The sequence below is a fragment of the Phycisphaeraceae bacterium genome (genome assembly GCA_019636675.1).
In the GTDB taxonomy this organism is placed as follows: domain Bacteria; phylum Planctomycetota; class Phycisphaerae; order Phycisphaerales; family UBA1924; genus JAHBXC01.
In genome coordinates this window covers 521,261-542,024 of record JAHBXC010000002.1, presented here as the reverse complement: position 1 = coordinate 542,024, position 20,764 = coordinate 521,261, and the positions used below count along the sequence as shown (strand labels likewise).

General features: G+C 66.4%; 15 protein-coding genes. 7 read left to right on the top strand and 8 right to left on the bottom strand.

Features of this window, described 5'->3' with window-relative positions; genetic code table 11:
• Nucleotides 1-6 precede the first annotated feature (6 nt).
• On the top strand, nucleotides 7-1,047 hold the full coding sequence (locus KF684_08915; protein ID MBX3353044.1) for a YihY/virulence factor BrkB family protein: 1,041 nt from the start codon (nucleotides 7-9) through the stop codon (nucleotides 1,045-1,047).
• On the opposite strand, the gene KF684_08910 is transcribed toward KF684_08915, so the two are convergent.
• Complete coding sequence (locus KF684_08910; GenBank protein MBX3353043.1) at nucleotides 948-1,766, bottom strand: VOC family protein; 819 nt, start codon at nucleotides 1,764-1,766, stop codon at nucleotides 948-950. The two genes, KF684_08915 and KF684_08910, sit on opposite strands and share 100 nt — an antisense overlap.
• Before the next feature lie 34 nt (nucleotides 1,767-1,800).
• On the opposite strand from KF684_08910, the gene KF684_08905 reads away from it, so the two are divergent.
• From KF684_08905 to KF684_08890, 4 genes are all read left to right on the top strand, one after another.
• Nucleotides 1,801-2,508, top strand: a complete 708-nt coding sequence (locus KF684_08905) for a CoA transferase subunit A (GenBank protein ID MBX3353042.1) — start codon at nucleotides 1,801-1,803, stop codon at nucleotides 2,506-2,508.
• A 291-nt stretch (nucleotides 2,509-2,799) separates the two neighbouring features.
• Complete coding sequence (locus KF684_08900) at nucleotides 2,800-3,372, top strand: thioredoxin family protein (protein MBX3353041.1); 573 nt, start codon at nucleotides 2,800-2,802, stop codon at nucleotides 3,370-3,372.
• 21 nt (nucleotides 3,373-3,393) lie between these two features.
• Nucleotides 3,394-4,530, top strand: a complete 1,137-nt coding sequence (locus KF684_08895) for an ImmA/IrrE family metallo-endopeptidase (protein ID MBX3353040.1) — start codon at nucleotides 3,394-3,396, stop codon at nucleotides 4,528-4,530.
• A gap of 12 nt (nucleotides 4,531-4,542) precedes the next feature.
• Nucleotides 4,543-4,980, top strand: a complete 438-nt coding sequence (locus tag KF684_08890; protein MBX3353039.1) for a DUF4411 family protein — start codon at nucleotides 4,543-4,545, stop codon at nucleotides 4,978-4,980.
• A 28-nt stretch (nucleotides 4,981-5,008) separates the two neighbouring features.
• Here KF684_08890 and KF684_08885 read toward each other — a convergent pair whose 3' ends face one another.
• Both KF684_08885 and KF684_08880 read right to left on the bottom strand, forming a co-directional pair.
• Complete coding sequence (locus KF684_08885) at nucleotides 5,009-6,478, bottom strand: potassium/proton antiporter (GenBank protein ID MBX3353038.1); 1,470 nt, start codon at nucleotides 6,476-6,478, stop codon at nucleotides 5,009-5,011.
• A gap of 15 nt (nucleotides 6,479-6,493) precedes the next feature.
• Nucleotides 6,494-7,042: a DUF4112 domain-containing protein gene (locus tag KF684_08880; GenBank protein MBX3353037.1), complete on the bottom strand. Its 549-nt coding sequence runs from the start codon at nucleotides 7,040-7,042 to the stop codon at nucleotides 6,494-6,496.
• A gap of 216 nt (nucleotides 7,043-7,258) precedes the next feature.
• Here KF684_08880 and KF684_08875 point away from each other — a divergent pair, with 216 nt between their 5' ends.
• Both KF684_08875 and KF684_08870 read left to right on the top strand, forming a co-directional pair.
• Nucleotides 7,259-8,728 (top strand): NADP-dependent isocitrate dehydrogenase, encoded by a 1,470-nt coding sequence (locus tag KF684_08875; protein ID MBX3353036.1) that lies wholly within the window; start codon nucleotides 7,259-7,261, stop codon nucleotides 8,726-8,728.
• A 126-nt stretch (nucleotides 8,729-8,854) separates the two neighbouring features.
• Nucleotides 8,855-10,249, top strand: a complete 1,395-nt coding sequence (locus KF684_08870; GenBank protein ID MBX3353035.1) for a hypothetical protein — start codon at nucleotides 8,855-8,857, stop codon at nucleotides 10,247-10,249.
• 72 nt (nucleotides 10,250-10,321) lie between these two features.
• Here KF684_08870 and rpoC read toward each other — a convergent pair whose 3' ends face one another.
• The 5 genes from rpoC to rplA all read right to left on the bottom strand — a co-directional run bounded on the left by rpoC (nucleotide 10,322) and on the right by rplA (nucleotide 20,762).
• Nucleotides 10,322-14,713, bottom strand: a complete 4,392-nt coding sequence (rpoC, locus tag KF684_08865; GenBank protein ID MBX3353034.1) for a DNA-directed RNA polymerase subunit beta' — start codon at nucleotides 14,711-14,713, stop codon at nucleotides 10,322-10,324.
• A gap of 84 nt (nucleotides 14,714-14,797) precedes the next feature.
• Nucleotides 14,798-18,604, bottom strand: a complete 3,807-nt coding sequence (rpoB, locus tag KF684_08860) for a DNA-directed RNA polymerase subunit beta (GenBank protein ID MBX3353033.1) — start codon at nucleotides 18,602-18,604, stop codon at nucleotides 14,798-14,800.
• A gap of 307 nt (nucleotides 18,605-18,911) precedes the next feature.
• The gene (rplL, locus tag KF684_08855; GenBank protein MBX3353032.1) at nucleotides 18,912-19,307 is read right to left on the bottom strand and encodes a 50S ribosomal protein L7/L12; all 396 of its coding nucleotides are present in this window, start codon (nucleotides 19,305-19,307) and stop codon (nucleotides 18,912-18,914) included.
• A gap of 156 nt (nucleotides 19,308-19,463) precedes the next feature.
• The gene (rplJ, locus tag KF684_08850; GenBank protein MBX3353031.1) at nucleotides 19,464-20,012 is read right to left on the bottom strand and encodes a 50S ribosomal protein L10; all 549 of its coding nucleotides are present in this window, start codon (nucleotides 20,010-20,012) and stop codon (nucleotides 19,464-19,466) included.
• A 33-nt stretch (nucleotides 20,013-20,045) separates the two neighbouring features.
• Nucleotides 20,046-20,762, bottom strand: coding sequence for a 50S ribosomal protein L1 (rplA, locus tag KF684_08845; GenBank protein MBX3353030.1), 717 nt, complete (start codon nucleotides 20,760-20,762; stop codon nucleotides 20,046-20,048).
• Between the last annotated feature and the right edge of the window lie 2 nt (nucleotides 20,763-20,764).

The window sequence follows — 20,764 nt, the reverse complement described above, 5'->3', positions numbered from 1 at the left end:
CCGCGCATGACAGACGCACCAGCACACAACGCCCCGACGCTCCCGCCCCGACGCGCCGGCGTGCCTCGCAGGGTCTGGCTGCTCGTCAAGGGCACAGCGGTGTCGTTCATCACCTCGCGCGCCCCCATGCTCGCTGCGGCCCTCGCGTTCTACACCATGCTCTCGCTCGCGCCGGTCATCGCGATCACCGTCGTCGTGGTCGGCGTCGTTCTGGGCCGGCAGGCGGCGCAGGGCGAGATCTCCGAGCGGTTCTCCGACATGCTCGGCCCCGCCGCCGCCCAGCAGGTCGAACTCGCGATCAACCAGGCCAACAACTCCGGCTCGGGCCTGCTCACCACCCTCATCAGTCTCGCGCTGCTTATCTTCGGCGCCACCGCCGCCTTCAACATGCTCCAGCTCGCGCTCGACGCGGTCTGGAACGCCACCGACATGCGCGCCACCGGCGTCTGGGGCGTCCTGCGCAGCCGGCTCGTCGCGCTGCTCCTGGTGCTCCTCGTGGGCGCAGCCATCCTCGCGTCCGTCATCTCCACCGGACTCGTGCGCGCGCTCGTCGTCCATCTCCCCGAAGACCTCCCGGCGTGGTTCAACATCGTCGACTGGCTCCAGCGCGCCGTCTCCTTCGCCCTCCTCGCCGGCATCTTCGCGCTTCTCTACCGCGTCCTCCCGGCCAAACGAGGAAAGTGGCGCGACGTCTGGGTCGGCGGCGTCTTCACCGCCGCCATGTTCACCCTCGGCGAAGACTTCATCGTCGGCTACGTCACCAAAACCGGCAGCTCGTCGGCCTACGGCGCCGCCGGCTCGCTCGCCGCCGTCCTGCTGTGGGTCTACTACTCGTCGCTGGTCTTCCTCCTCGGCGCGTCCTTCGCCCACGAGTGGGCGCGCCAGTTCGGATCCCTGCGCGACGAGCCCGAAACCCCGCCCCAGTCGCCCCTCCCCCACGAGCAGGATCAGTCGTCGCCCCCGCCCCCGTCGCCCCCGTCGCCCCCATCGGCGAACTCGGCACCGCCGGCGTCGTCCTCGTCGACCTCCACCGCGACGACCTCGTAGCCCACGCCCCCCGCGCCGCCGATCCCGTAGCGACCCGCGCCCGTCTTCACGCACGCCGCGTCCACGATGATCCGCGCGGGCCACGCTTCCGCCGGGTCCACGTCGTCGGGCATCCACGGGCGCCCACGCTCCACGACGATCAACAGGCCCTCCTCGTCGCCGATGGGCGCGAACCCCGGCTCGGCGCCGATGTAGGGCCCCAGCCCGAGACGGCGCTCCAGATCGATCGCCGTCCCCTCGGCGCTGTCGACCACCACGCCGATCTCGCTCAGCCACAGCAGGTCGTCGCCGACATCGAACGGCCCGCCGCTCCCGGTCGGCAGGTCGTGGCGCGCGATGATCTCCACGATGTTCCCCGCCGGGTCGCGGAAATACACCGCGTGCGCGTTCCACGGCTTGAAGTGCGTCGTCACCTCGCCCGTGTGCTTGTTCTCCAGCAACTCCACGCCGCGCTCGACCAGCCACTTGCGCGCCTTGCCGATCTTGTTCTCGCGCACGTCGATCGCGAAGTGATAGATCGGCCTCTCCCCGGGCGGCGCCGGCGTGAAGCACAGCAGCGTCTCGCCCGCCAGCACGACCCCGTCCTCGGCCCCCGCCGCCCGACCGCCCCCCGCGCCACGCCCCTCGCCCTCGTCCAGCGACAGCCCCAGCGTGTCGCGGTACCACTCCGCCAGACCCGAAGGGTCGCGTGCCTGCAGCGTCAGGGCGAGGATTCTCATCGCCCGATCCTATCGCCCCGACCTATTCTTGCACATGGTCAACAAGGTCTTCACCTCGCCCGCCGCCGTCATCGAGCACCTCCGCGCCAAGGGCATCCTCAAAGACGGCATCACCGTCATGGCCGGCGGGTTCGGGCTCTGCGGCATCCCCGAGCAGATGATCATCGCCCTGCGCGACAGCGCCGCCAAAGACCTCACCGCCATCTCCAACAACGCCGGCGTCGACGACTGGGGGCTCGGCCTCCTCCTCAAAACCCGGCAGATCCGCAAGATGGTCTCCTCCTATGTCGGCGAGAACGACGAGTTCGAACGCCAGTACCTCAGCGGCGAACTCGAGATCGAGTTCAACCCCCAGGGAACACTCGCCGAGCGCATCCGCGCCGGCGGCGCCGGCATCCCGGCCTTCTTCACCGCCACCGGCGTGGGCACCATCGTCGCCGACAACAAGGAAACCCGCGACTTCAACGGGCGCACCTATGTCATGGAGACCGCCCTCAAGGCCGACCTCTCCCTCGTCAAGGCGTGGAAGGCCGACACCGCCGGCAACCTCGTCTTCCGCAAGACGGCGCGCAATTTCAACCCCATGATGGCCCAGGCCGGCGCCTTCACCGTCGCCGAGGTCGAAGAGCTCGTCGAGGTCGGACAACTCGACCCCGAACGCGTCGACACCCCCGGCGCCTACGTCGACGCGATCGTCGTCACCAAGAGCGAGAAGCGCATCGAACAGCGCACAACGAGGTGAGGGGGGCAGGGAGCAGGGAATAGGGAGCAGGGAGCAGGGAGCAGTGGGACACAATCCCCTCCCCCTCCGGTGCCCCGGGGCATTCCTGACCCGGGCTACCCCGCCTCTGTCTTCCCTCCCCATTCTCTGACTTCTCTCCCCCTCCGGTGCCACCACACAAAGTGTGGTGCCTACCCCCTCTACCCCTTCTCCCTCTTCAACTCCCCCCCGGCACCCACCATCAACGAACCACCATCGCTTCGAGCCGCGTGCTTCCGCCCGCGGCTCTGATCAGTTTCCCTACCATCCCCCATGCTCAACGCCGCATTCCTCAAGTCCCATTTCGACCGCGCACTCCCCTACCACGACTATGTCGCCACCGGAAAGCCCGCCCAGCAGGCCAACTTCAAGGATGTCTACGACCGCGCCTCCCTCACACCCCAGCAGACCGAACTCCTGCGCACCTTCTCGCGCGACATGCACATCCTCGTCTCCTCCGGCACATGGTGCGGCGACTGCGTCCAGCAGGTCCCCCTCCTCGCACGCATCGCCGAGGCAAACCCCCAGCGTGTCCGCCTCCGCGTCGTCGACCGCGACGAGCACATGGACCTCACCGAAAAGATCATGATCAACGCGGGCCACCGCGTCCCCACCGCCGTCTTCATGGCCGAGGACTTCGAGTTCGTCTCCCTCCTGGGCGACCGGACCCTCACCCGCTACCGCGCCGTCGCGATGCGCTCCCTCGGCCCCGCCTGCCCCCTCCCCGGCGCCCCCATCCCCGACGACGAACTTTCCGCTACCCTCCAAGACTGGCTCGACGAGGTCGAACGCGTCCACCTCATCCTCCGGCTGTCGGCGAGGTTGAGGGAGAGGCATGGGGATTGAGAATCACATAGACACCTCGCAATGCAAGATAAGGCACAAATCACGCCGAATCTGATCGTGTGGGCAAGAACGACCGTAGGATGGTCGCGCGAACAGCTTGCCGCAAAGATATCCGTCCGCGATCAACAGCTAGCGCAATGGGAGTCGGGAGAAGACTTACCTTCGATTGCACAGCTAGACAAGATTGCAGACGCACTCAAGCGGCCGACCGCGGTATTCTTTCTAGACGCCCCGCCGGAAGACATCCGAAAGCCCAAGGACTTCAGACTGCTATCGAAGGAAAACTCCGCCGGAGTGTTCTCGCCAGCCTTGCTTGATGAACTGGCACTCTTTGATGCCCGACAGAGATTCTTGCATGATTGGCGGCACGACCAAGGCCGAACAACCAACTCACTAGTCGGAACAGCCACACTATCGATCGACCCCGACATCCTTGCCAACAGCTTCCGCCAAAGCGTACTGAGAAACCTTGGAAAGCGTGATTTTCGTAGCTATCGACACGCGCTCGAGGGAGCCGGTGTGCTTGCCACAATAACTCCGGCATCACGCAGAATTCTTCCCGCCGAGTTCAGGGGCGCCGCCATCGCCGATCAGATGGCCCCGCTTATATTGCTGAATGAGTCTGATTCGCAAACAGCACGACTTTTCACGCTGATTCATGAGACATGCCATTTATTGCTCGGACTCAGCGGCGTAAGCAACCTACAGCGCGCAGTGCGAACGTCCGCCCCCGAACAGCGAGTCGAGCGGTTCTGCGACCGGTTTGCCGCAAGCGTACTAATGCCGGCAGCCGAATTCCGATCGCTGGCCAAACGACTCACGGACATAGATCCGGCATCCCAAGAATTAGCGTCACTCGCCAGAGCATTTGGCGTAAGCCGGGAAGCTGCCCTGTTGCGACTTGCTGACCTTCGATTCATTCGGTTTGACGACTTCCTAGAGCTTCGAGGACAAATTCCCCAGTTTGAGAAGAAGAAGGGAAAGGGCGGACCCGGCTTTGCGGTAATGTCCGTCGAGAGGCTCAGCAAACCTCTCACCCGAGAAATTTTCCGCGCACGAGAAGCTGGATTTATCGCACTTGACGAAGCATGTGAAATCCTGAATCTTCGACTTGAGCACTTCGACAGCGTTGAAGAGATCGCTTTCGCCGAGCATTAAATGCAATACTGGATGGACACCAGCGCTCTCGTGCACCTCTGGAGGGAACATTACCCGCCAGATGTATTCCCTACACTATGGGAACAGCTTTCTGCACATGCTCGATCCGGAGTGCTTCGGTGCCCACGTGAAATCAAAAAAGAACTGGGCAAAAGACAAGACGATCTGTTCGACTGGTGTCGTGACCGCGAGATCTTCGTTGACCCAGACAGTCAGGTTCAATCATGCCTGAAGCTCGTGATGTCTACGCAACCGAGAATAATTGACATATACCGAAACAGCTCTGGTGGCGATCCGTGGGTGATCGCACATGCCATGGCCACAGCGGGAACTGTTGTTCATGTCGAGGGGCGCCGCCGCGAAGTTACCATAGCCACTGTCTGTGACACGCTTGATGTCTTGCAGTGTAGTCCGCTTCATTTGATCAAGAGCCTCGGCATCAGGATCTGAAACTCAGTGTTCGAGGCAGAGTCCGCCCTCACCCCGCCCTTCCAAACACCAACTCCATATACCCCCTGTCCTCTGGCCGGCAGAACACATACACATGGTCCCCCGGCTCGAAGGTCGTCCCGCCCTTGGCGGCGACCAGTTCGTCGCCGCGCACGATCAGCACCGCCGCCGCCCCTTCGGGGAAGCGGATCTGGGCGAGTTTGGCGCCGCAGGCGGCCAGTTCGGGGCTGATGAAGAACCGCAGGACCTCGCCCTTGAGGGGCTGCATCGAGTTGATCTCGATCGCGGCGTTGGGCGTCGGGGGCTCGTCGCGTTCGAGCCCCAGTTTCCTGGTCAGCCAGCGCACCGTCGCGCCGGGGGCGAGGGCGTTGATGAGCACCACGAAGAAGACGATGTTGAAGACCTCGATCGCGCCGGGGGCGCCGCGCAGCACCGGGAAGGTGGCGAGGATGATCGGCACCGCGCCGCGCAGGCCCACCCAACTCACATAGCCCACCTCGCGCCGCTTGAAGCGGAAGGGCCACAGGCACAGCAGCACCGCGGCCGGTCTCGCGACGAACGCCAGGAACAGCGCGATCGCCAGCCCCACGCCGATGTTGGGCAGCAACTGGCTCGGGAACACGAGCATGCCCAGCATGAGGAACATGCCGATCTGCGCGAGCCACGCGATCGCGTCGTGGATGCGGCGCAGCCCGTTGGCGTAGGGGATGGGCCCGTTGCCCACGACCAGGGCCGCGACATACACCGCGAGGAACCCGCTCGCGTTGATGAGCGTCGCGGCGCCGTACGCCAGCAGCGCGAGCCCCAGCGTGAGCGCCGGGAACAGCCCCGCCGTCGACACGCGCACGCGCAGCAGCACGACGCGCCCCAGATACCCGCACACCACGCCCATGACGGCGCCGAACACCAGTTGATAGGGCACCGCCCACGCCAGCCCCCACCCCAGCGTGTTCTGCCCCAGCAGGTGCATCGTGATCGCCGCGGTGAGGATGACCGCCATGGGGTCGTTGACGCCCGATTCGAGTTCGAGCGTCGAGCCGACGGGGTCGCGCAGGCGGATGCCCCCGCCGCGCAGGATCGCGAAGACCGCGGCGGCGTCGGTCGACGACACGACGGCGCCGATGAGCAGCGCCGCGCCCCATGGGAGCCCGACGAGGCGCGCGAACAGCGCGACGAGCGCCGCGGTGACCGCGACTCCGAGCGTCGCGAGCAAGGACGCCGGCCCGACGGCGCGTTTGAGCGAACCGAGGCGTGTGTTCAGCCCGCCGTCGAACAGGATGAGGACCAGCGCGATGGTGCCCAGCCGGTACGCGAGGGCGTAGTCATCGAAGGGGATGCGCCCGACGCCCTCGCTGCCGGCGAGCACGCCGAGGATCAGGAAGAGGAGCGCGACGGGCACGCCGAAGCGGTCGAACCACTTGCCGATGATGACGCTGGCCCCGAGGAGGACCCCGGCGACGACAAGCAATAGAGCGGTGGCGATGGGCTCGGCGATCATCTCGCCGCAAGGGTATCAGGGCCGGGGGCGCGGGTCGTTCCGGGAGCGGGGGTCGTTGATCGGCGCGACGCCCTCCTTCCAGATGCCCATGAGTTTCAGATTCCGGACATTGGCCTTCCACGCGGCGTCGAAGAGGTCGCCGATCAGCGGCACGGTCCCGACGACGAGTTCGACGAACACATTGAACAGCATCCGCGCCGCCATCCGCTTGGGCACGCCCAGGCGCCACGCCTCGCGCACCACCAGCGCCGAGAGGATCGCGCCGAGCACATCGCCGATGCCGGGGATGAGACCGATGATCGGGTCGAGCCCGATCTTGAAGTTCGTGTGAGGGACGCGGATCGAGGCGTCGAGCAGCCACGCGAGCCCGCGCAGGCGCGCGATCGCGCCGGCACGCTTCGAGGGGTCGCGGTACACCTTCGCGCGCGGCTGCCACCCGCGCAGCGTGGGGTCCTCTTCGGGGAGAACGCCCGCCGTGCCCTGGCGGCGCTTCGCGTCGACATGCTCCACCCGCGGCGTGCGCGCGAGGGCTCGGGTTCGGGAGTCCGGTGACATCGTGGTCATTGTCTGGTTGTTGGGGATCGCGGGCGAGTGGTGTCGGGCCGATTCTGAATCCCCCGGCGCCCCCACCCACCCACGGTGCCCCGGGGCATCTGCGCAGCAGTGACCCGGGCCGAGCGACGCCCCTCGCGCCCCGGGTCTGGAAGACCCCAGGCCGCCAACCTCTTTCTCCCCCCGCTCCCTGCCCCTCGCTCCCTCTCCCCCCTACCATCGCTCCCTATGGCACAAAACAGCAGCGGAACGGGCAAAACGCACAAGGTCACGATGATCGCCGGCGACGGGATCGGGCCCGAGGTGGCCGCCGCCACCAAGCGGATCATCGAGGCCGCCGGCGTCAAGATCGACTGGGAGGACGCCCTGGCGGGCGCCGAGGCGTTCAAGAGCGGCGTCGGCAACGGCGTGCCCCAGGACACCCTCGACTCCATCGCGCGGAACAAGGTCGCCCTCAAGGGCCCCCTCGAGACCCCGGTCGGCTACGGCGAGAAGTCCGCCAATGTGACCCTGCGCAAGATCTTCGAGCTCTACGGCAACATCCGCCCCTGCAAGGAGATCCCCGGGATTGGCGGGCCCTTCGCGGGGCGCGGCATCGACCTGATCGTCGTCCGCGAGAACGTCGAGGACCTCTACGCCGGCATCGAGCACATGCAGACGCCCGGCGTCGCCCAGTGCCTGAAACTCATCTCGCACAAGGGCTGCGAGAAGATCAGCCGCCTCGCGCTGAACCTCGCCCGCGCCGACGACCGAAAGTCGGTGCACTACGCCAGCAAGGCCAACATCATGAAGGCCACCGAGGGCCTGCTCAAGCGCACCTTCGAGGAGGTCGCCAAGGACTACCCCGATATCAAGACCGAGCATGTCATCATCGACAACTGCTGCCACCAGTTGGTGATGAAGCCCGAGCGCTACGAGGTGATCGTCACCACGAACATGAACGGGGACATCGTCTCCGACCTGACCTCGGGCCTCGTGGGCGGGCTGGGCATCGCGCCGTCGTACAACATCGGCGACGACCTGGTCATCTTCGAGGCGGTCCACGGCTCGGCCCCTGATATTGCCGGCCAGAACAAGGCGAACCCCACGGCGCTCACGCTGGCGGCGGTGATGATGCTGCGCCACCTCGAAGAGTTCGCCGCGGCGGACGCGATCGAGAACGCGATCTATCTCACCTACGAGAAGGGCGACAACACCACGGGCGACCTGACCCCCAAGGGCAAGACCCCGGGCACGACCAGCTCCTTCAGCGACACGGTCATCAAGCACTTGGGCCAGAAGTCTCCCCACTGGAAGCAGAAGCAGAACAAGCGACTCGAACTGCCCAAGGTCACCAAGGAGGCGGCGACCGTGAAGGTCGCCTCTCGCCGCGTCGCGGGCATCGACCTGTTCATCGAGTTCAACGGGGCCTCGAAGGACTTGGGCGATTCGCTCGTGTCGCTCAGCGAGGGCACCGGGCTGACGCTCAAGATGATGAGCAACCGCGGCACGCAGGTGTGGCCGGGCGAATACCCGCGCATCGACCTCGTGGACCACTTCCGCTGCCGCTTCATGGGCGGCGCCGGCGCCGACGTGACCGACCAGCAGATCGCGGCCTTGCTCGCGAAGGTGTCTCCCAAGCACCGCTGGATGCACATCGAGAAGCTGCAGGAGTTCGACGGCAAGGCCGCGTACTCCAAGGCCCAGGGCGAAAGCTGAGCATTTCAGCCAGATCCGACCCGATTCCCCCTTCCCGACCTTCCAGAGCCGCCCGCCCGGGCGGTTCTTTTTTGGATCGACAGGTCCCGATTTGTGCTTGCATGTTGCTGGGCATATGCCGAAGATATGCTCATGTATCTCGACAACGAGCCCGCCGCCCGCCGCGATGAGCACGATCGGACGCTTGCGCCAGCACCCGATGCGCCGTCGGCGTCGATGCCTCGGCGCGGGCCGGGGCGCCCGCCGGACCTGCGCCCGATCCTGCCCCTGTCCGACGACGAGCGTGCGCTGCTCGATCGCGCGCTGCGACGGATCCACGAGCAGCTGAAGTCGTTCGTCGCGATGATGCCCCCGGGCGCCGAGCACGCGAGCGGCATGGCGCGCTTCCTCGACATCGAGCGCACGACCTGCCAGCGCGTGGTCTCGTCGGTCGAGGGCCCGTTCGGCGGGCTCGAGCTGATCTCGCGCCTGCCCGGCTCGCGCGGGCTGAAGATGCTGACGAAAGCGGCGCGACGCCGACTCCCCAGGGACAAGCACGAACGCATCAGCGCCGTCGCCGCCGGCATCGAGCTGTACGAGACGACGGTGCGCCGACTCGCCGGGAGCCAGTCGCGCCTGCTGCGCCGGCTCGACGCCTCGATCGCGCCGGCGCGCGAGGCGCTCGACACCGCGGCGCACGACGCGGCCCGTCGTGCGCTGTTCGACGCCGCCGCCGGCGTCACCGGGCGCTGGTCCGAGCTGTGGCTGGCAGCGTACCTCTACCGACCCCACGAGAGCGACGACCGCCTGCTGCGCCACGCGCGCGTGAACGGGCTGATCCGTCACGAGTGGCGCGCCGACGCCGTGCCGCTGACGTTCCACTCATTCAACAACAACCGCAACACCCCGGCGGAGGACGCCGACGAGGCGATGGCCCGCGCCGGGATTTTCGAACCGCTCTTCGCGCGCGAGGAAGAGCCGGCGCACCTGCTCGAGGAGTTCAGCGCCAAACCCGTGCCCATCGTCGCGAGCAAGCAGACCAGCGAGTACATGGTGCAGGCGATCGACGCGATCTCGGACTCGACCGCGTCGTGGCGCCCGGTGGACCTGATGTTCGGCAGCCGCGCCGTGGTGAAGAACCCGATGCGGATGAACCCGCGCATCGAGGAGTGCTGGGGGCTCATCAACCTCCCGGCGCGCGCCATGGTGTTCGATGTGTTCTTGCACCAGGACATCGCGCTGCGATGCATCCCGGCGCTCGACGCGCACCTGTGGAGGCCCGACTTCGCGTCCGCCGTGGGCGACCGCTGGCAGACGCGGCTCGGCAACACCCCGGCGCTCACCCTACTGGGGCGCGGGCTCGAGCGCATCGACACGCGCTGGCACCCGCGCCACCCCGAGCTGCTCTCGATGCTGTTCGACGCCGAGGGCGCCAACCCGAGCGAGTATGTCGGCTTCCGATGCGCCGTCGAGCACCCGCTCTGGCGCTGCGGGTATTGCATGAGCTTCGACTTCGGCGCCGCGGAAGACGAGTCGCGCTGATCGAAAGACAAAGCGGGCCGGCCCGTGAACGAGCCGGCCCGCGTGATGGATGTCTTCAGATCGTCGCGCCGATCAGCCCTTGAGGCCGGCGGTGTCCGACGAGCCCACGCCCTCGCCGATCTCGATGGGCAGCGAAGCGGTCGGGTCGTCCGGACGGGCGCCGAGCTCCTCGGCGCGCATCGCGGCCTCCTCGAGCATCGCCTCCTCGTCCCAGTCGTCCTCGTCGACCGGCTCGGCGAGACGGACGACCTCGATCGACTGGTGGCGGTGGAAGCCCGTGCCGGCCGGGATCAGGTGGCCCAGCAGCACGTTCTCCTTCAGGCCCACCAGCGTGTCGACAGCGCCCTTGAGCGCCGCCTCGGTGAGCACCTTGGTCGTCTCCTGGAACGACGCGCCCGAGAGGAACGAGTCGGACTGCAGCGACGCCTTCGTGATGCCCAGCAGCAGCGTGCGACCCGTGGCCGGCTTGGCGCGCTTGGCCTTCGCGGGCTGCTTGCCCTCGGCCTCGGCGCGAGCGTTGGCCTCGCGGATGTCCTTCTTGTGCACGAGCGCGCCCAGCGCCAGATCCGTGTCGCCGGCGTCGCTCACGCGCACCATGTCGGCGACATCCGCGTTCTTCTTGCGGAACGCGAACTTGTCGACCACGTCGTGCGGCAGGAAGTCGGTGTCGCCCGAGTTCTCCACGCGCACCTTGCGCAGCATCTGGGCGATGATCACCTCGATGTGCTTGTCGTTGATCGGCACGCCCTGCGCTCGGTAGACGCTCTGCACCTCGTCGATCATGTAGGTGTACAGCGCCTCCTCGCCCTTGATCCGCAGGATGTCCTGCAGCACCAGCGGGCCGTCGGTCACCGCGTCGCCCGCGGTCACGTAATCGCCCGTGTGGACGAGGATGTGCTTGTCGCGAGGCACGTGGTGATCGACCGTCAGACCCGCGTCGGAAGTGACGCGGATCGTCATCTTGCCCTTGCGGATGTCCGAGAGCAGCTCGACGCGACCCGAGATCTCGGCCATGAACGCCGGGTCCTTGGGCTTGCGCGCCTCGAAGATCTCGGTGACGCGAGGGAGACCGCCGACGATGTCCTGCGAGGTGCCCGCCGAACGGGGCTGGCGGGCCAGCATCGCGCCGGGGGTGATCATCGTGCCCTCGCGCACCTCGATGCGCGCCTTGGCGGGCAGGAAGTGGAAGTCGAGGATCTTGCCCTCGGCGTCCTCGACGACGATCTGCGGGTGCATCTCGCCCTTGTGCTCGATGATGACCAGCGCCGCCTGGCCGCGGCCCGCGTCCTCTTCACGCACGGTCTCGCCGATCTGGATGTCGACGAAGCGGACCTTACCGGCCTTCTCCGCGAGGATCGGCGTGCGGTGCGGGTCCCACTTGACCAGCAGCTGGCCGCGCTTGGCCTGCTCGCCGGGCTTGACCATGATCCAGGAGCCGTAGGGAACCTTGTACTTCTCGAGCTCGCGCCCCTTGGCGTCGAGGACCGCGATCTCGCCGTTGCGTTTGAGGGCCGCGAGACAGTCGACGCCCTCTTCGTCCTTGACCGGCGCCTCGGCGCAGTCGCGCAGCTCGATCGTGCCGCCGTGCGCCGCCTTGATGCTGTTCTCCGTCAGCTTGGTCGTCGCGACGCCGCCGGTGTGGAAGGTTCGCATCGTGAGCTGCGTGCCCGGCTCGCCGATCGACTGGGCCGCGATGATGCCGACCGCCATGCCCTCTTCGACGAGCTTGCCGGTGGACATGTCCATGCCGTAGTCGAGCGCCGAGCACCCGAACGCCGAGTCGGTCGTGAGCGCGGAGCGGACGACGACCGAGTCGATCCCCAGCTCCTCGACGCGCCGCGCCGCCTCGGTGGTGATCATCTCGTTCTCGCGGACGATCACCTCGTCGGTGACGGGGTTGGTGATCGTGTTGCGCGAGACGCGCCCGACGATCTGCTCGGAGAGGGGGACATCGATCTCCTCGCCCTTGTAGAGGGCGCGCTTCACGATGCCGCGCTTCGAGCCGCAGTCCATCTCGCCGACGATGACGGACTGCGCCACGTCGCAGAGCTTGCGGGTGAGGTAGCCCGAGTCGGCGGTCTTGAGCGCCGTGTCGGCCAGACCCTTGCGCGCGCCGTGCGTCGACGAGAAGTACTCGAGGACCTTCAGGCCTTCGCGGAAGTTCGCGCGGATCGGGGTCTCGATGATCTCGCCCGAGGGCTTGGCCATCAGGCCTCGCATGCCGGCGAGCTGCTGCATCTGCGACACGTTGCCGCGTGCGCCCGAGTCGGACATCAGGTACACCGGGTTCAGGTACTTGTTGCCCTTGTCGGAGTTCACCGGCACGTACTCGCCGGTCTCGAGGATGCGCCGGTCGTTGCGCAGGGTCTCCATGAGCTCCTTGGTCACCTGCTCGCGGCAGTGCGCCCAGATGTCCAGGAGCTGGTTGTACCGCTCGCGCGCCGTGATGACGCCCTGCTCATAGTTGCGCTCGACGCGCATCACCAGCTTCTCGGCGTCCGCGATCAGCTTGTTCTTGCCCTCGGGGATGCGCAGGTCGGTGATGCCGATCGACACGCCCGCCAGGGTCGACTGCTTGAAGCCGATCTCCTTCATGCGGTCGAGCAGGTCGATCGTCTCGGCGCGACCTGCGTACAGGAACGCGTCGTCGATGACCCGCGCGCAGCCCTTCTTGCCCAGCGCGCAGTTGTAGAAGGGCATGCCCTCCGACAGGATGTCGCTGAACAGCACGCGACCCACCGTGGTGATCACGCGACCGTTCTTCGCAAGCGTCGTCGGCCGGCTGCTCTGCGAGTTCACCTGCAGCGTGAAGCCGTCGAGGCGGACCACGATCGGGTCGTGCAGCTTGATCTTGCCCTGCTCGAACGCCAGGATCGCCTCGCGACGGTCCTTGTAGCGGGGCAGCCCGGTCTCCTCCTTGGGCAGCTCGAGCGTGGTCGTGAGGAAGTACACGCCCAGCACGATGTCCTGCGAGGGGGAGATGATCGGCTTGCCGTTGGCGGGCGAGAAGATGTTGTGCGTGCTGAGCATCAGCACGTGCGCCTCGGCCTGCGCCTCGACGGAGAGGGGCAGGTGGACCGCCATCTGGTCGCCGTCGAAGTCGGCGTTGAAGCCCGTGCACACCAGCGGGTGGATGCGGATCGCGTTGCCTTCCACCAGCACCGGCTCGAAGGCCTGGATGCCCATTCGGTGGAGGGTCGGCGCGCGGTTCAGCAGCACAGGGTGCTGGTAGATGACCTCTTCGAGGATGTCCCACACCTCGGGGTCGCGCCGCTCGAGCATGCGCTTGGCCGACTTGATGGTGTCGGCGTAGCCGTGCTCCTTGAGCTTGCGGATGATGAAGGGCTGGAACAGCTCGAGCGCGATCTTCTTGGGAAGGCCGCACTGGTGCAGCTTCAGCTCGGGGCCGACGACGATGACCGAGCGGCCGGAATAGTCGACGCGCTTGCCCAGCAGGTTCTCGCGGAAGCGGCCCTGCTTGCCCTTGATCATGTCGGTCAGCGACTTGAGCGGGCGGTTGGACGAGCCGAGCACCGGGCGACGGCAACGCCCGTTGTCGAACAGCGCGTCGACCGCCTGCTGCAGCATGCGCTTCTCGTTGCGGATGATGACCTCGGGGGCGTTGAGGTCCATCAGCTTCTTGAGGCGGTTGTTGCGGTTGATGATGCGCCGGTACAGGTCGTTCAGATCGCTCGTCGCGAAGTTCCCGCTCTCGAGCAGCACCAGCGGGCGCAGGTCGGGCGGGATCACCGGGACCACGTCCATCACGAGCCAGCGCGGGTCGTTCTCGGAGTTGCGGATCGCCTCGACGATCTTGAGTCGCTGCGCCAGCTCTTTCGTCTTCTGCTTCGAGCGGGTCTCGCGCAGACCGGTGCGCAGCTCTTCAGCGAGCGCGTCCAGATCCGTCCGCTCGATCAGCTCGCGGATCGCCTCGGCGCCCATGAGCGCGCGGAACGCCGAGCCGTACTTGTCGACCGCCTGGCGGTGCTCGTCCTCGGTCATGACCTGCTTGAACTTCAGGTCGGTGTCGCCCGGGTCCACGACCACGTAGTCCTGGAAATAGACGATCTTCTCCATGTCGCTGGTCTTCATCGCGAGCAGGTTGCCCAGACGGCTGGGCATCGCCTTGAAGAACCAGATGTGCACGACGGGCGCGGCCAGGTTGATGTGGCCCATGCGCTTGCGCCGCACGCGCGAGTGGGTCACCTTCACGCCGCAGCGGTCGCAGATGATGCCCTTGTACTTCGTGCCCTTGTACTTGCCGCACGCGCACTCGTAGTCGCGCTCGGGCCCGAAGATGCGCTCGCAGAACAGACCGTCCTTCTCGGGGCGGTAGGTGCGGTAGTTGATCGTCTCGGGCTTCTTGACCTCGCCGAACGACCACGAACGGATGTCGTTCGGGGACGCGAGGGTGATCCGCACCGAGGAGAAGTCGTTAACCCTGTCGTACACGCTCTCAGCCATGTGAGGGAGCTCCGGCGGCGTGTGAAAGTCATTCGAACCGGCGCGATCGCTCGCGCCGGGATGGATCGGACGGTGGAACGGTGATTACAGCAGCGAGCCCGCCTCGAGACGCTTCTTCTCGAGCGCGACGTTCAGGCCAAGACCGCGGAGCTCGTGGCAGAGCACGTCGAACGCGACGGGCATGCCGGCCTCGAGCGTGTTCACGCCCTTGACCATCGACTCGTAGATCTTGGTGCGCCCCTCGATGTCGTCGGACTTGACGGTGAGGAGCTCCTGCAGGATGTGGGAGGCGCCGTACGCCTCGAGAGCCCACACTTCCATCTCGCCGAAGCGCTGGCCGCCGGTGCGGCTCTTGCCGCCCAGGGGCTGCTGCGTGATCAGCGAGTACGGGCCGGTCGCGCGGGCGTGGATCTTGTCGTCCACCAGGTGGTGCAGCTTCAGGAGGTACATGTACCCCACCGTCGTGCGCTGCTTGAACGGCTCGCCCGTACGCCCGTCGAACAGCTGGATCTTCCCGCCCTTGGGCATCTCGGCCAGGATCTCGCGGGCCGGCGGCGTCTCGCCCGTGCGCTCGAAGAGCTCGTTGCGCTCGCGAACGTGCGCGTTGGCCTCCTCGATCGCCGCGTGGACCTCGCCCTCCGTCGCGCCGTCGAAGACGGGCGTGACGGCCTGGAAGCCCAGCACCTTCGCGGCCCAGCCCAGGTGAACCTCGAGCAGCTGCCCGACGTTCATGCGGCTCGGCACGCCCAGGGGGTTCAGCAGCACCTCGACAGGCGTGCCGTCCTCCATGAAGGGCATGTCTTCCTCGGGCACGACGCGGGCGATCACGCCCTTGTTGCCGTGGCGACCCGCCATCTTGTCGCCCACCGAGAGGTGGCGCTTCGACGCGATGTACACGCGGACCATCTCGAGCACGCCGGAGGGCAGCTCGTCGCCTCGCTTCATGTGCGCGAGCTTACGCTGCTTCTCCTTGTCGATGCCCTTGATGCGCGGCCAGAACTGCCCGTGGATCGTCTCGGCCTGCTGGCGAGACTCCTTCGAGCCCTTGATCCACTTCAGGTCGAAGTTCTGGATCTGCTCGAGGATGACCTCGGGGATGTCCGACGCGCCGACCTTCTGACGGGTCGTCGGGTCGATCATCTCGCTCCCGACCACCTGGTTGACCTGATTAACCATCTGGCGGAAGAGCTGGATGGCCTTGAGGTCCATGTCGCGCGAGTACGCGTCCATGTCCGCCTTGAGCTGCTTCTTCTGCGACTCGGTCAGGTGCACGCGACGCGAGAAGCGGCTCGCGCCGATCACGATGCCCTCGATGCCGGCAGGCACCTCGAGCGAATCGTTCTTCACGTCCTCGCCGGCGCGGCCGAAGATCGCGTGGAGGAGCTTCTCTTCCGGGGTCAGCTCGGACTTGCTCTTGGGGCTGACCTTGCCGACCAGGATGTCGCCGGGGCCGACGCGCGCGCCCAAGCGGATCACGCCGTGCTCGTCGAGGTTGCGCAGCATCTTCTCCGAGACGTTCGGGATGTCGCGGGTGAACTCCTCGCGCCCGAGCTTGGTCTCGCGGATCTCCACGTCGAACGAGTCGATGTGGATGCTCGTGAAGACGTCGTCCTTGACGAGTCGCTCGCTGATCACGATCGCGTCTTCGAAGTTGTACCCGTCGAAGGTGTTGAACGCGAGCAGGATGTTGCGACCCAGGGCCAACTCGCCGTCGGCGGTGCTGGGCCCGTCGGCGAGCAGGTCGCCGGCCTTGACCTTCTGACCGAGCTGGACGACCGGCCTCTGGTTGAGGCAGGTGCGCTCGTTGAGCCCGACGAACTTCCGCAGCTCGTACTCGTCGGCGTTGTCGACGATGATGCGCTGGGCGTCGACGTAGGTGACCGCGCCGCCGCGACGGGCGCGCACGACCATGCCGGAGAACTTGCCCACGTCGCGCTCCATGCCGGTGCCGACGCACGGGGGCTCGGAGCGGATGAGCGGGACCGCCTGACGCTGCATGTTCGAACCCATGAGCGCGCGGTTGGCGTCGTCGTGCTCGAGGAACGGGATGAGCGCCGCCGAGATGCCGACGATCTGCTTGGGCGAGATGTCGACGTACTCGATCTGGTCGGACGGGATCTCGGCCAGCTCGCCGTTGACGCGCGAGATGACCAGGCCGGGCTTGATCGTGCCGTCGGGCTCGAGCGAGTCGGACGGCGCGAGGACCGCGCGCATCTCCTCGTCAGCGCGAAGGTGGATCACCTTGCCGGTGGCCTTGTTGCCCTTCACCTCGCGGTACACCGTGCGAAGGAAGCCGTACTCGTCGATGTCGGAATAGATCGACATCGAGGAGATGAGGCCGATGTTGGCGCCTTCGGGCGTCTCGATCGGGCAGATGCGCCCGTAGTGCGAGATGTGAACATCTCGGACCTCGAAGCCCGCACGCTTGCGGTTCAGGCCGCCGGGCCCGAGCGCCGACAGGCGACGCTCGTGCACGAGCGACGACAGCGGGTTCGTCTGGTCGACGACCTGCGACAGCTCCGAGCGACCGAAGAAGAAGTCGATCGCGCTGCTGACCGCCTTGCTGTTCACCAGATCGGCGATCTTCGTCAGCTCGTCCGGCTCCTTGACGCTCATGCGCTCCTGCACCGTGCGGCGCAGCTTGAGGAAGCCCTTGCGCATCTCCTCGCACGCCAGCTCGTCGAGCGTGCGCAGGCGACGGTTGCCCAGGTGGTCGATGTCGTCCACCACGGCGACCGAGCGACCCGTCTTCTGATCGAGACGGTTCGAACGCAGGTCGAGGATATACTGCACCACGCGGAGGAAGTCCTCGGCGCGGATGAACATCTCGTCCTCGGGGACATTCAGGTCGAACTTGCGGTTGATGCGGAACCGACCGACCTTGCCCAGGCGGTACCGGTTGTCGTCGTAGAACTTCTCGTTGAAGAGCTGGCGAGCCTTCTCGACCTGCGGCGGGTTGCCCGGACGCAGGCGGCTGTACACCTTCACCAGCGCGCGCTCGTGATCGTCGGCGCCGATGAAGCCCTCGAGCTTCTCCTCAGCCACCGTGTTCAGGATCAGCGGGTCGGACGGGTTCTGGATCACCCGCACCTTCTTCAGCGACGAAGACTGGATCTTCGCCACCGCTTCGCCAAGCTGACGACCCACGCCCACCAGCTCCTCGCCGGTGTCCGTGTCCACGATCGCCGCGGCCGACCAGTGCTCCGGACGCAGGTTCTCGACGGCGACCTCCTTGATCTCGTAGAAGAGACTCAGGAGCGCCTCGGTCGACGCGATCGACTTGTCGAGACAGCGCAGGAAGGTGGTCGCGGCCATCTTGGTGCTCTGGTCGATCCGCATCGCCAGAACATCCTTCTTGGTCACTTCCAGCTCGATCCACGAGCCACGCTCGGGGATGATGCGCGCCGAGTGCAGCGGGCGGTCGGCCTCGAGGGACGCGATCGAGAAGTCCACGCCGGGCGAACGGTGCAGCTGCGCAACGATCACACGCTCCGCGCCGTTCACGATGAACTCACCGCCGCCCATCATGATGGGGATCTCGCCGAGGTAGATCTCTTCCTCGGGGATGTCCGGGTGGTTCTGGCGCTTCAGGCGCACGCAGACCCGGAACGGCATGCCGTAGGTGAGCCGAAGCTCGCGGCACTCGTCCGGGGTGTAGCGCGGTTCTTCCAGCGCGTAGTACAGGTACTCCAGCGACATCGTGTCGTCGTAGGAGTTGATGGGGAAGACCTCCCGGAGGAGGGCTTCGAGACCGATGGAAAGCTCGCGTTCCTCAGGGGACTTGCCCTGCTGAAGAAAGCGGTCGTAACCATCGCGCTGGAGACGATTGAGATCCGGTACGGGGATCGCGTCGCCGCGCTTCGAAAAATCGCGCACCTTCATCACTGCCATCAGTGACCTCTTGATGGTGTGAACGCCGGCGACAGATACGAGGAAATGTCGCGCAAGGCGCAGGCCTGGGATGTGTGAGGGGCTCGTCGCACCCGATCGCGTCTAATCCGTCAGAATAGCCCCTCCGCGCGGCGTCATCAAGCCCGGGGGTTGGCACAATATGTGCTCCCGACGGGTCTCACGCCCTACGCGGTTCGAGGCCGAAGATGGGTCGACCCGGGAGAACCCCGGGCCGACCCCGCTTCCGATGCCTGTGTCCAGGGGCCGAGCCGGGCAAGCCCGACGCAAACCCCTGATTGGACTCTGCTTACTTGAGCTCGACCGTGCCGCCGGCCTCTTCGAGCTTCTTCTTGATGTCCTCGGCCTCCTCCTTGGAGACGCCGGTCTTGACGGGCTTGGGAGCGCCGTCGACTAGGTCCTTGGCCTCCTTGAGGCCCAGGTTGGTCAGCTCGCGGACAACCTTGATGACCTGGATCTTCTTGTCGCCGCCGTTGGTGAGGACGACGTCGAAGGTCGACTTCTCCTCGGCAGCCGCGGGACCGGCGGCCGGGCCGGCCATCATCACAGCGCCGCCGGCGGCGGGCTCGATGCCGTACTTGTCCTTCATGTAGTCCGTCAGGTCGACGGCCTCCTTGAGGGTCAGGCCGGCGAGCTTGTCGCCCAGGTCGGTGATTTTCGCGTCGAAGGTAGCGGTGTCGGACATTGGGAAACTTCCTCGAATCTACGCCGCGAGCATGCGCGGCTGGGTGGCACGGCTCAGAGAGGGGCCGACCGTTCGGCCTTTAACCCCGCAGGGCCAGTCTGAGCCCGTGACGGACAATTTCAGAACGATGCGAGAAGCAGGATCGAACCGCCTGAATCAGGCGACCGGGGCGATGGTCTCGCCCTTCTCCAGCTTCTCCTGGATGGATTTGACGACCGCGAGCAGGTTGGCGCCGGGGGCCTGGACCGCGCCCATGAGCTTGCGCCCGGGGGTGAGGACCACGGTGACCGTCTTGGCGATCGCCTCGTCGCGCGTGGGGAACTTGCTGAGTCGCTCGACGCCGGCGGCGCCCTCGAACAGCATCCCGTCGAGGATCGCGCCCTTCAGCTCGAGGTTCGCGACCTCCTTCGCCCACTTCATCAGCTCGCGAGCGACGCTGACGACCGACTGCTCGCCGTAGACCAGGGCGCTGGGGCCCTCGAGAACGGGCGAGAGACCCGCGAGGGGCGTGTCCTTGAGGGACAGCTTCGCGAGGCCGTTGCGGACGACGGTGATGCGGATGCCCTGCGTGCGCAGCTCGTTGCGCATGCGGTTGTTGGTCTGGGCGTCGACGCCTCGGATCGAGACGACCAGCGCCTCGACAGGGTCTTCTCCGATGCGCTCGGTGTAGTCGCGCATCAGCATTTCTTTGGTAGGACGGCTCATGGCCTCGTCTCCTTTGCGTGAGATGCGCGCTGTTTACGCCCCGGGGAGGGCCGACGCGTACTTGATCTGGACGCCGGGCGTCATCGTCCCGCTGATGACGACCTTCTTGACATACACGCCCTTGACCGTGCGCGGGCGGACGCGCTCGATCTCCTGCACGAAGTGCTCGAGGTTGGCGAACAGGTCGCCCTCGGCGAAGCTCATCTTGCCGATGACGGCGTGCACGTTGCCGCCCTTGTCGTTGCGGTACTCGATCTTGCCCGCCGCGTACTCGCGGACGGCCTTCTCGATGTCCGCAGTGACGGTCCCGGCCTTGGGCGAGGGCATCAGCCCCTTGGGGCCCAGCACGCGACCGAGCTTCGACACGACGCGCATCATGTCCGGCGTGGCGATCGCCACATCGAAGTCCATGAAACCGCCCTCGACCTCGGCCACGAGCTCGTCGCCGCCGGCCTTCATCGCGCCCGCGGCGAGCGCGGCCTTGGCCTTGTCGCTTGTGCAGAACGCGATGACGCGCTTGGTCTTGCCGATGCCCTTGGGCAGCGCCACCGAGCCGCGGACCATCTGGTCGGCCTGCTTGGGGTCGATGCCCAGGTGCACCACGCAGTTGACCGTCTGGTCGAACTTCGTGGGCTTGAACTTCTTCACCGCGACCACCGCGTCGGCCATCGCCATCGGCTCCTGGGGAGCGATCGCGGCGTTCTCACGGAAGCGCTTGGTGCCCTTGATCTTCTTTTCTTTCTTCGCCATCG

What these genes read in the sequence shown, in the direction of transcription:
- KF684_08915 (MBX3353044.1), top strand. Translation starts at nt 7, where the DNA reads ATGACAGACGCACCAGCACACAACGCCCCGACGCTCCCGCCCCGACGC.
- KF684_08910 (MBX3353043.1), bottom strand. Translation starts at nt 1,766, where the DNA reads ATGAGAATCCTCGCCCTGACGCTGCAGGCACGCGACCCTTCGGGTCTG.
- KF684_08905 (MBX3353042.1), top strand. Translation starts at nt 1,801, where the DNA reads ATGGTCAACAAGGTCTTCACCTCGCCCGCCGCCGTCATCGAGCACCTC.
- KF684_08900 (MBX3353041.1), top strand. Translation starts at nt 2,800, where the DNA reads ATGCTCAACGCCGCATTCCTCAAGTCCCATTTCGACCGCGCACTCCCC.
- KF684_08895 (MBX3353040.1), top strand. Translation starts at nt 3,394, where the DNA reads ATGCAAGATAAGGCACAAATCACGCCGAATCTGATCGTGTGGGCAAGA.
- KF684_08890 (MBX3353039.1), top strand. Translation starts at nt 4,543, where the DNA reads ATGGACACCAGCGCTCTCGTGCACCTCTGGAGGGAACATTACCCGCCA.
- KF684_08885 (MBX3353038.1), bottom strand. Translation starts at nt 6,478, where the DNA reads ATGATCGCCGAGCCCATCGCCACCGCTCTATTGCTTGTCGTCGCCGGG.
- KF684_08880 (MBX3353037.1), bottom strand. Translation starts at nt 7,042, where the DNA reads ATGACCACGATGTCACCGGACTCCCGAACCCGAGCCCTCGCGCGCACG.
- KF684_08875 (MBX3353036.1), top strand. Translation starts at nt 7,259, where the DNA reads ATGGCACAAAACAGCAGCGGAACGGGCAAAACGCACAAGGTCACGATG.
- KF684_08870 (MBX3353035.1), top strand. Translation starts at nt 8,855, where the DNA reads ATGCTCATGTATCTCGACAACGAGCCCGCCGCCCGCCGCGATGAGCAC.
- rpoC (MBX3353034.1), bottom strand. Translation starts at nt 14,713, where the DNA reads ATGGCTGAGAGCGTGTACGACAGGGTTAACGACTTCTCCTCGGTGCGG.
- rpoB (MBX3353033.1), bottom strand. Translation starts at nt 18,604, where the DNA reads ATGGCAGTGATGAAGGTGCGCGATTTTTCGAAGCGCGGCGACGCGATC.
- rplL (MBX3353032.1), bottom strand. Translation starts at nt 19,307, where the DNA reads ATGTCCGACACCGCTACCTTCGACGCGAAAATCACCGACCTGGGCGAC.
- rplJ (MBX3353031.1), bottom strand. Translation starts at nt 20,012, where the DNA reads ATGAGCCGTCCTACCAAAGAAATGCTGATGCGCGACTACACCGAGCGC.
- rplA (MBX3353030.1), bottom strand. Translation starts at nt 20,762, where the DNA reads ATGGCGAAGAAAGAAAAGAAGATCAAGGGCACCAAGCGCTTCCGTGAG.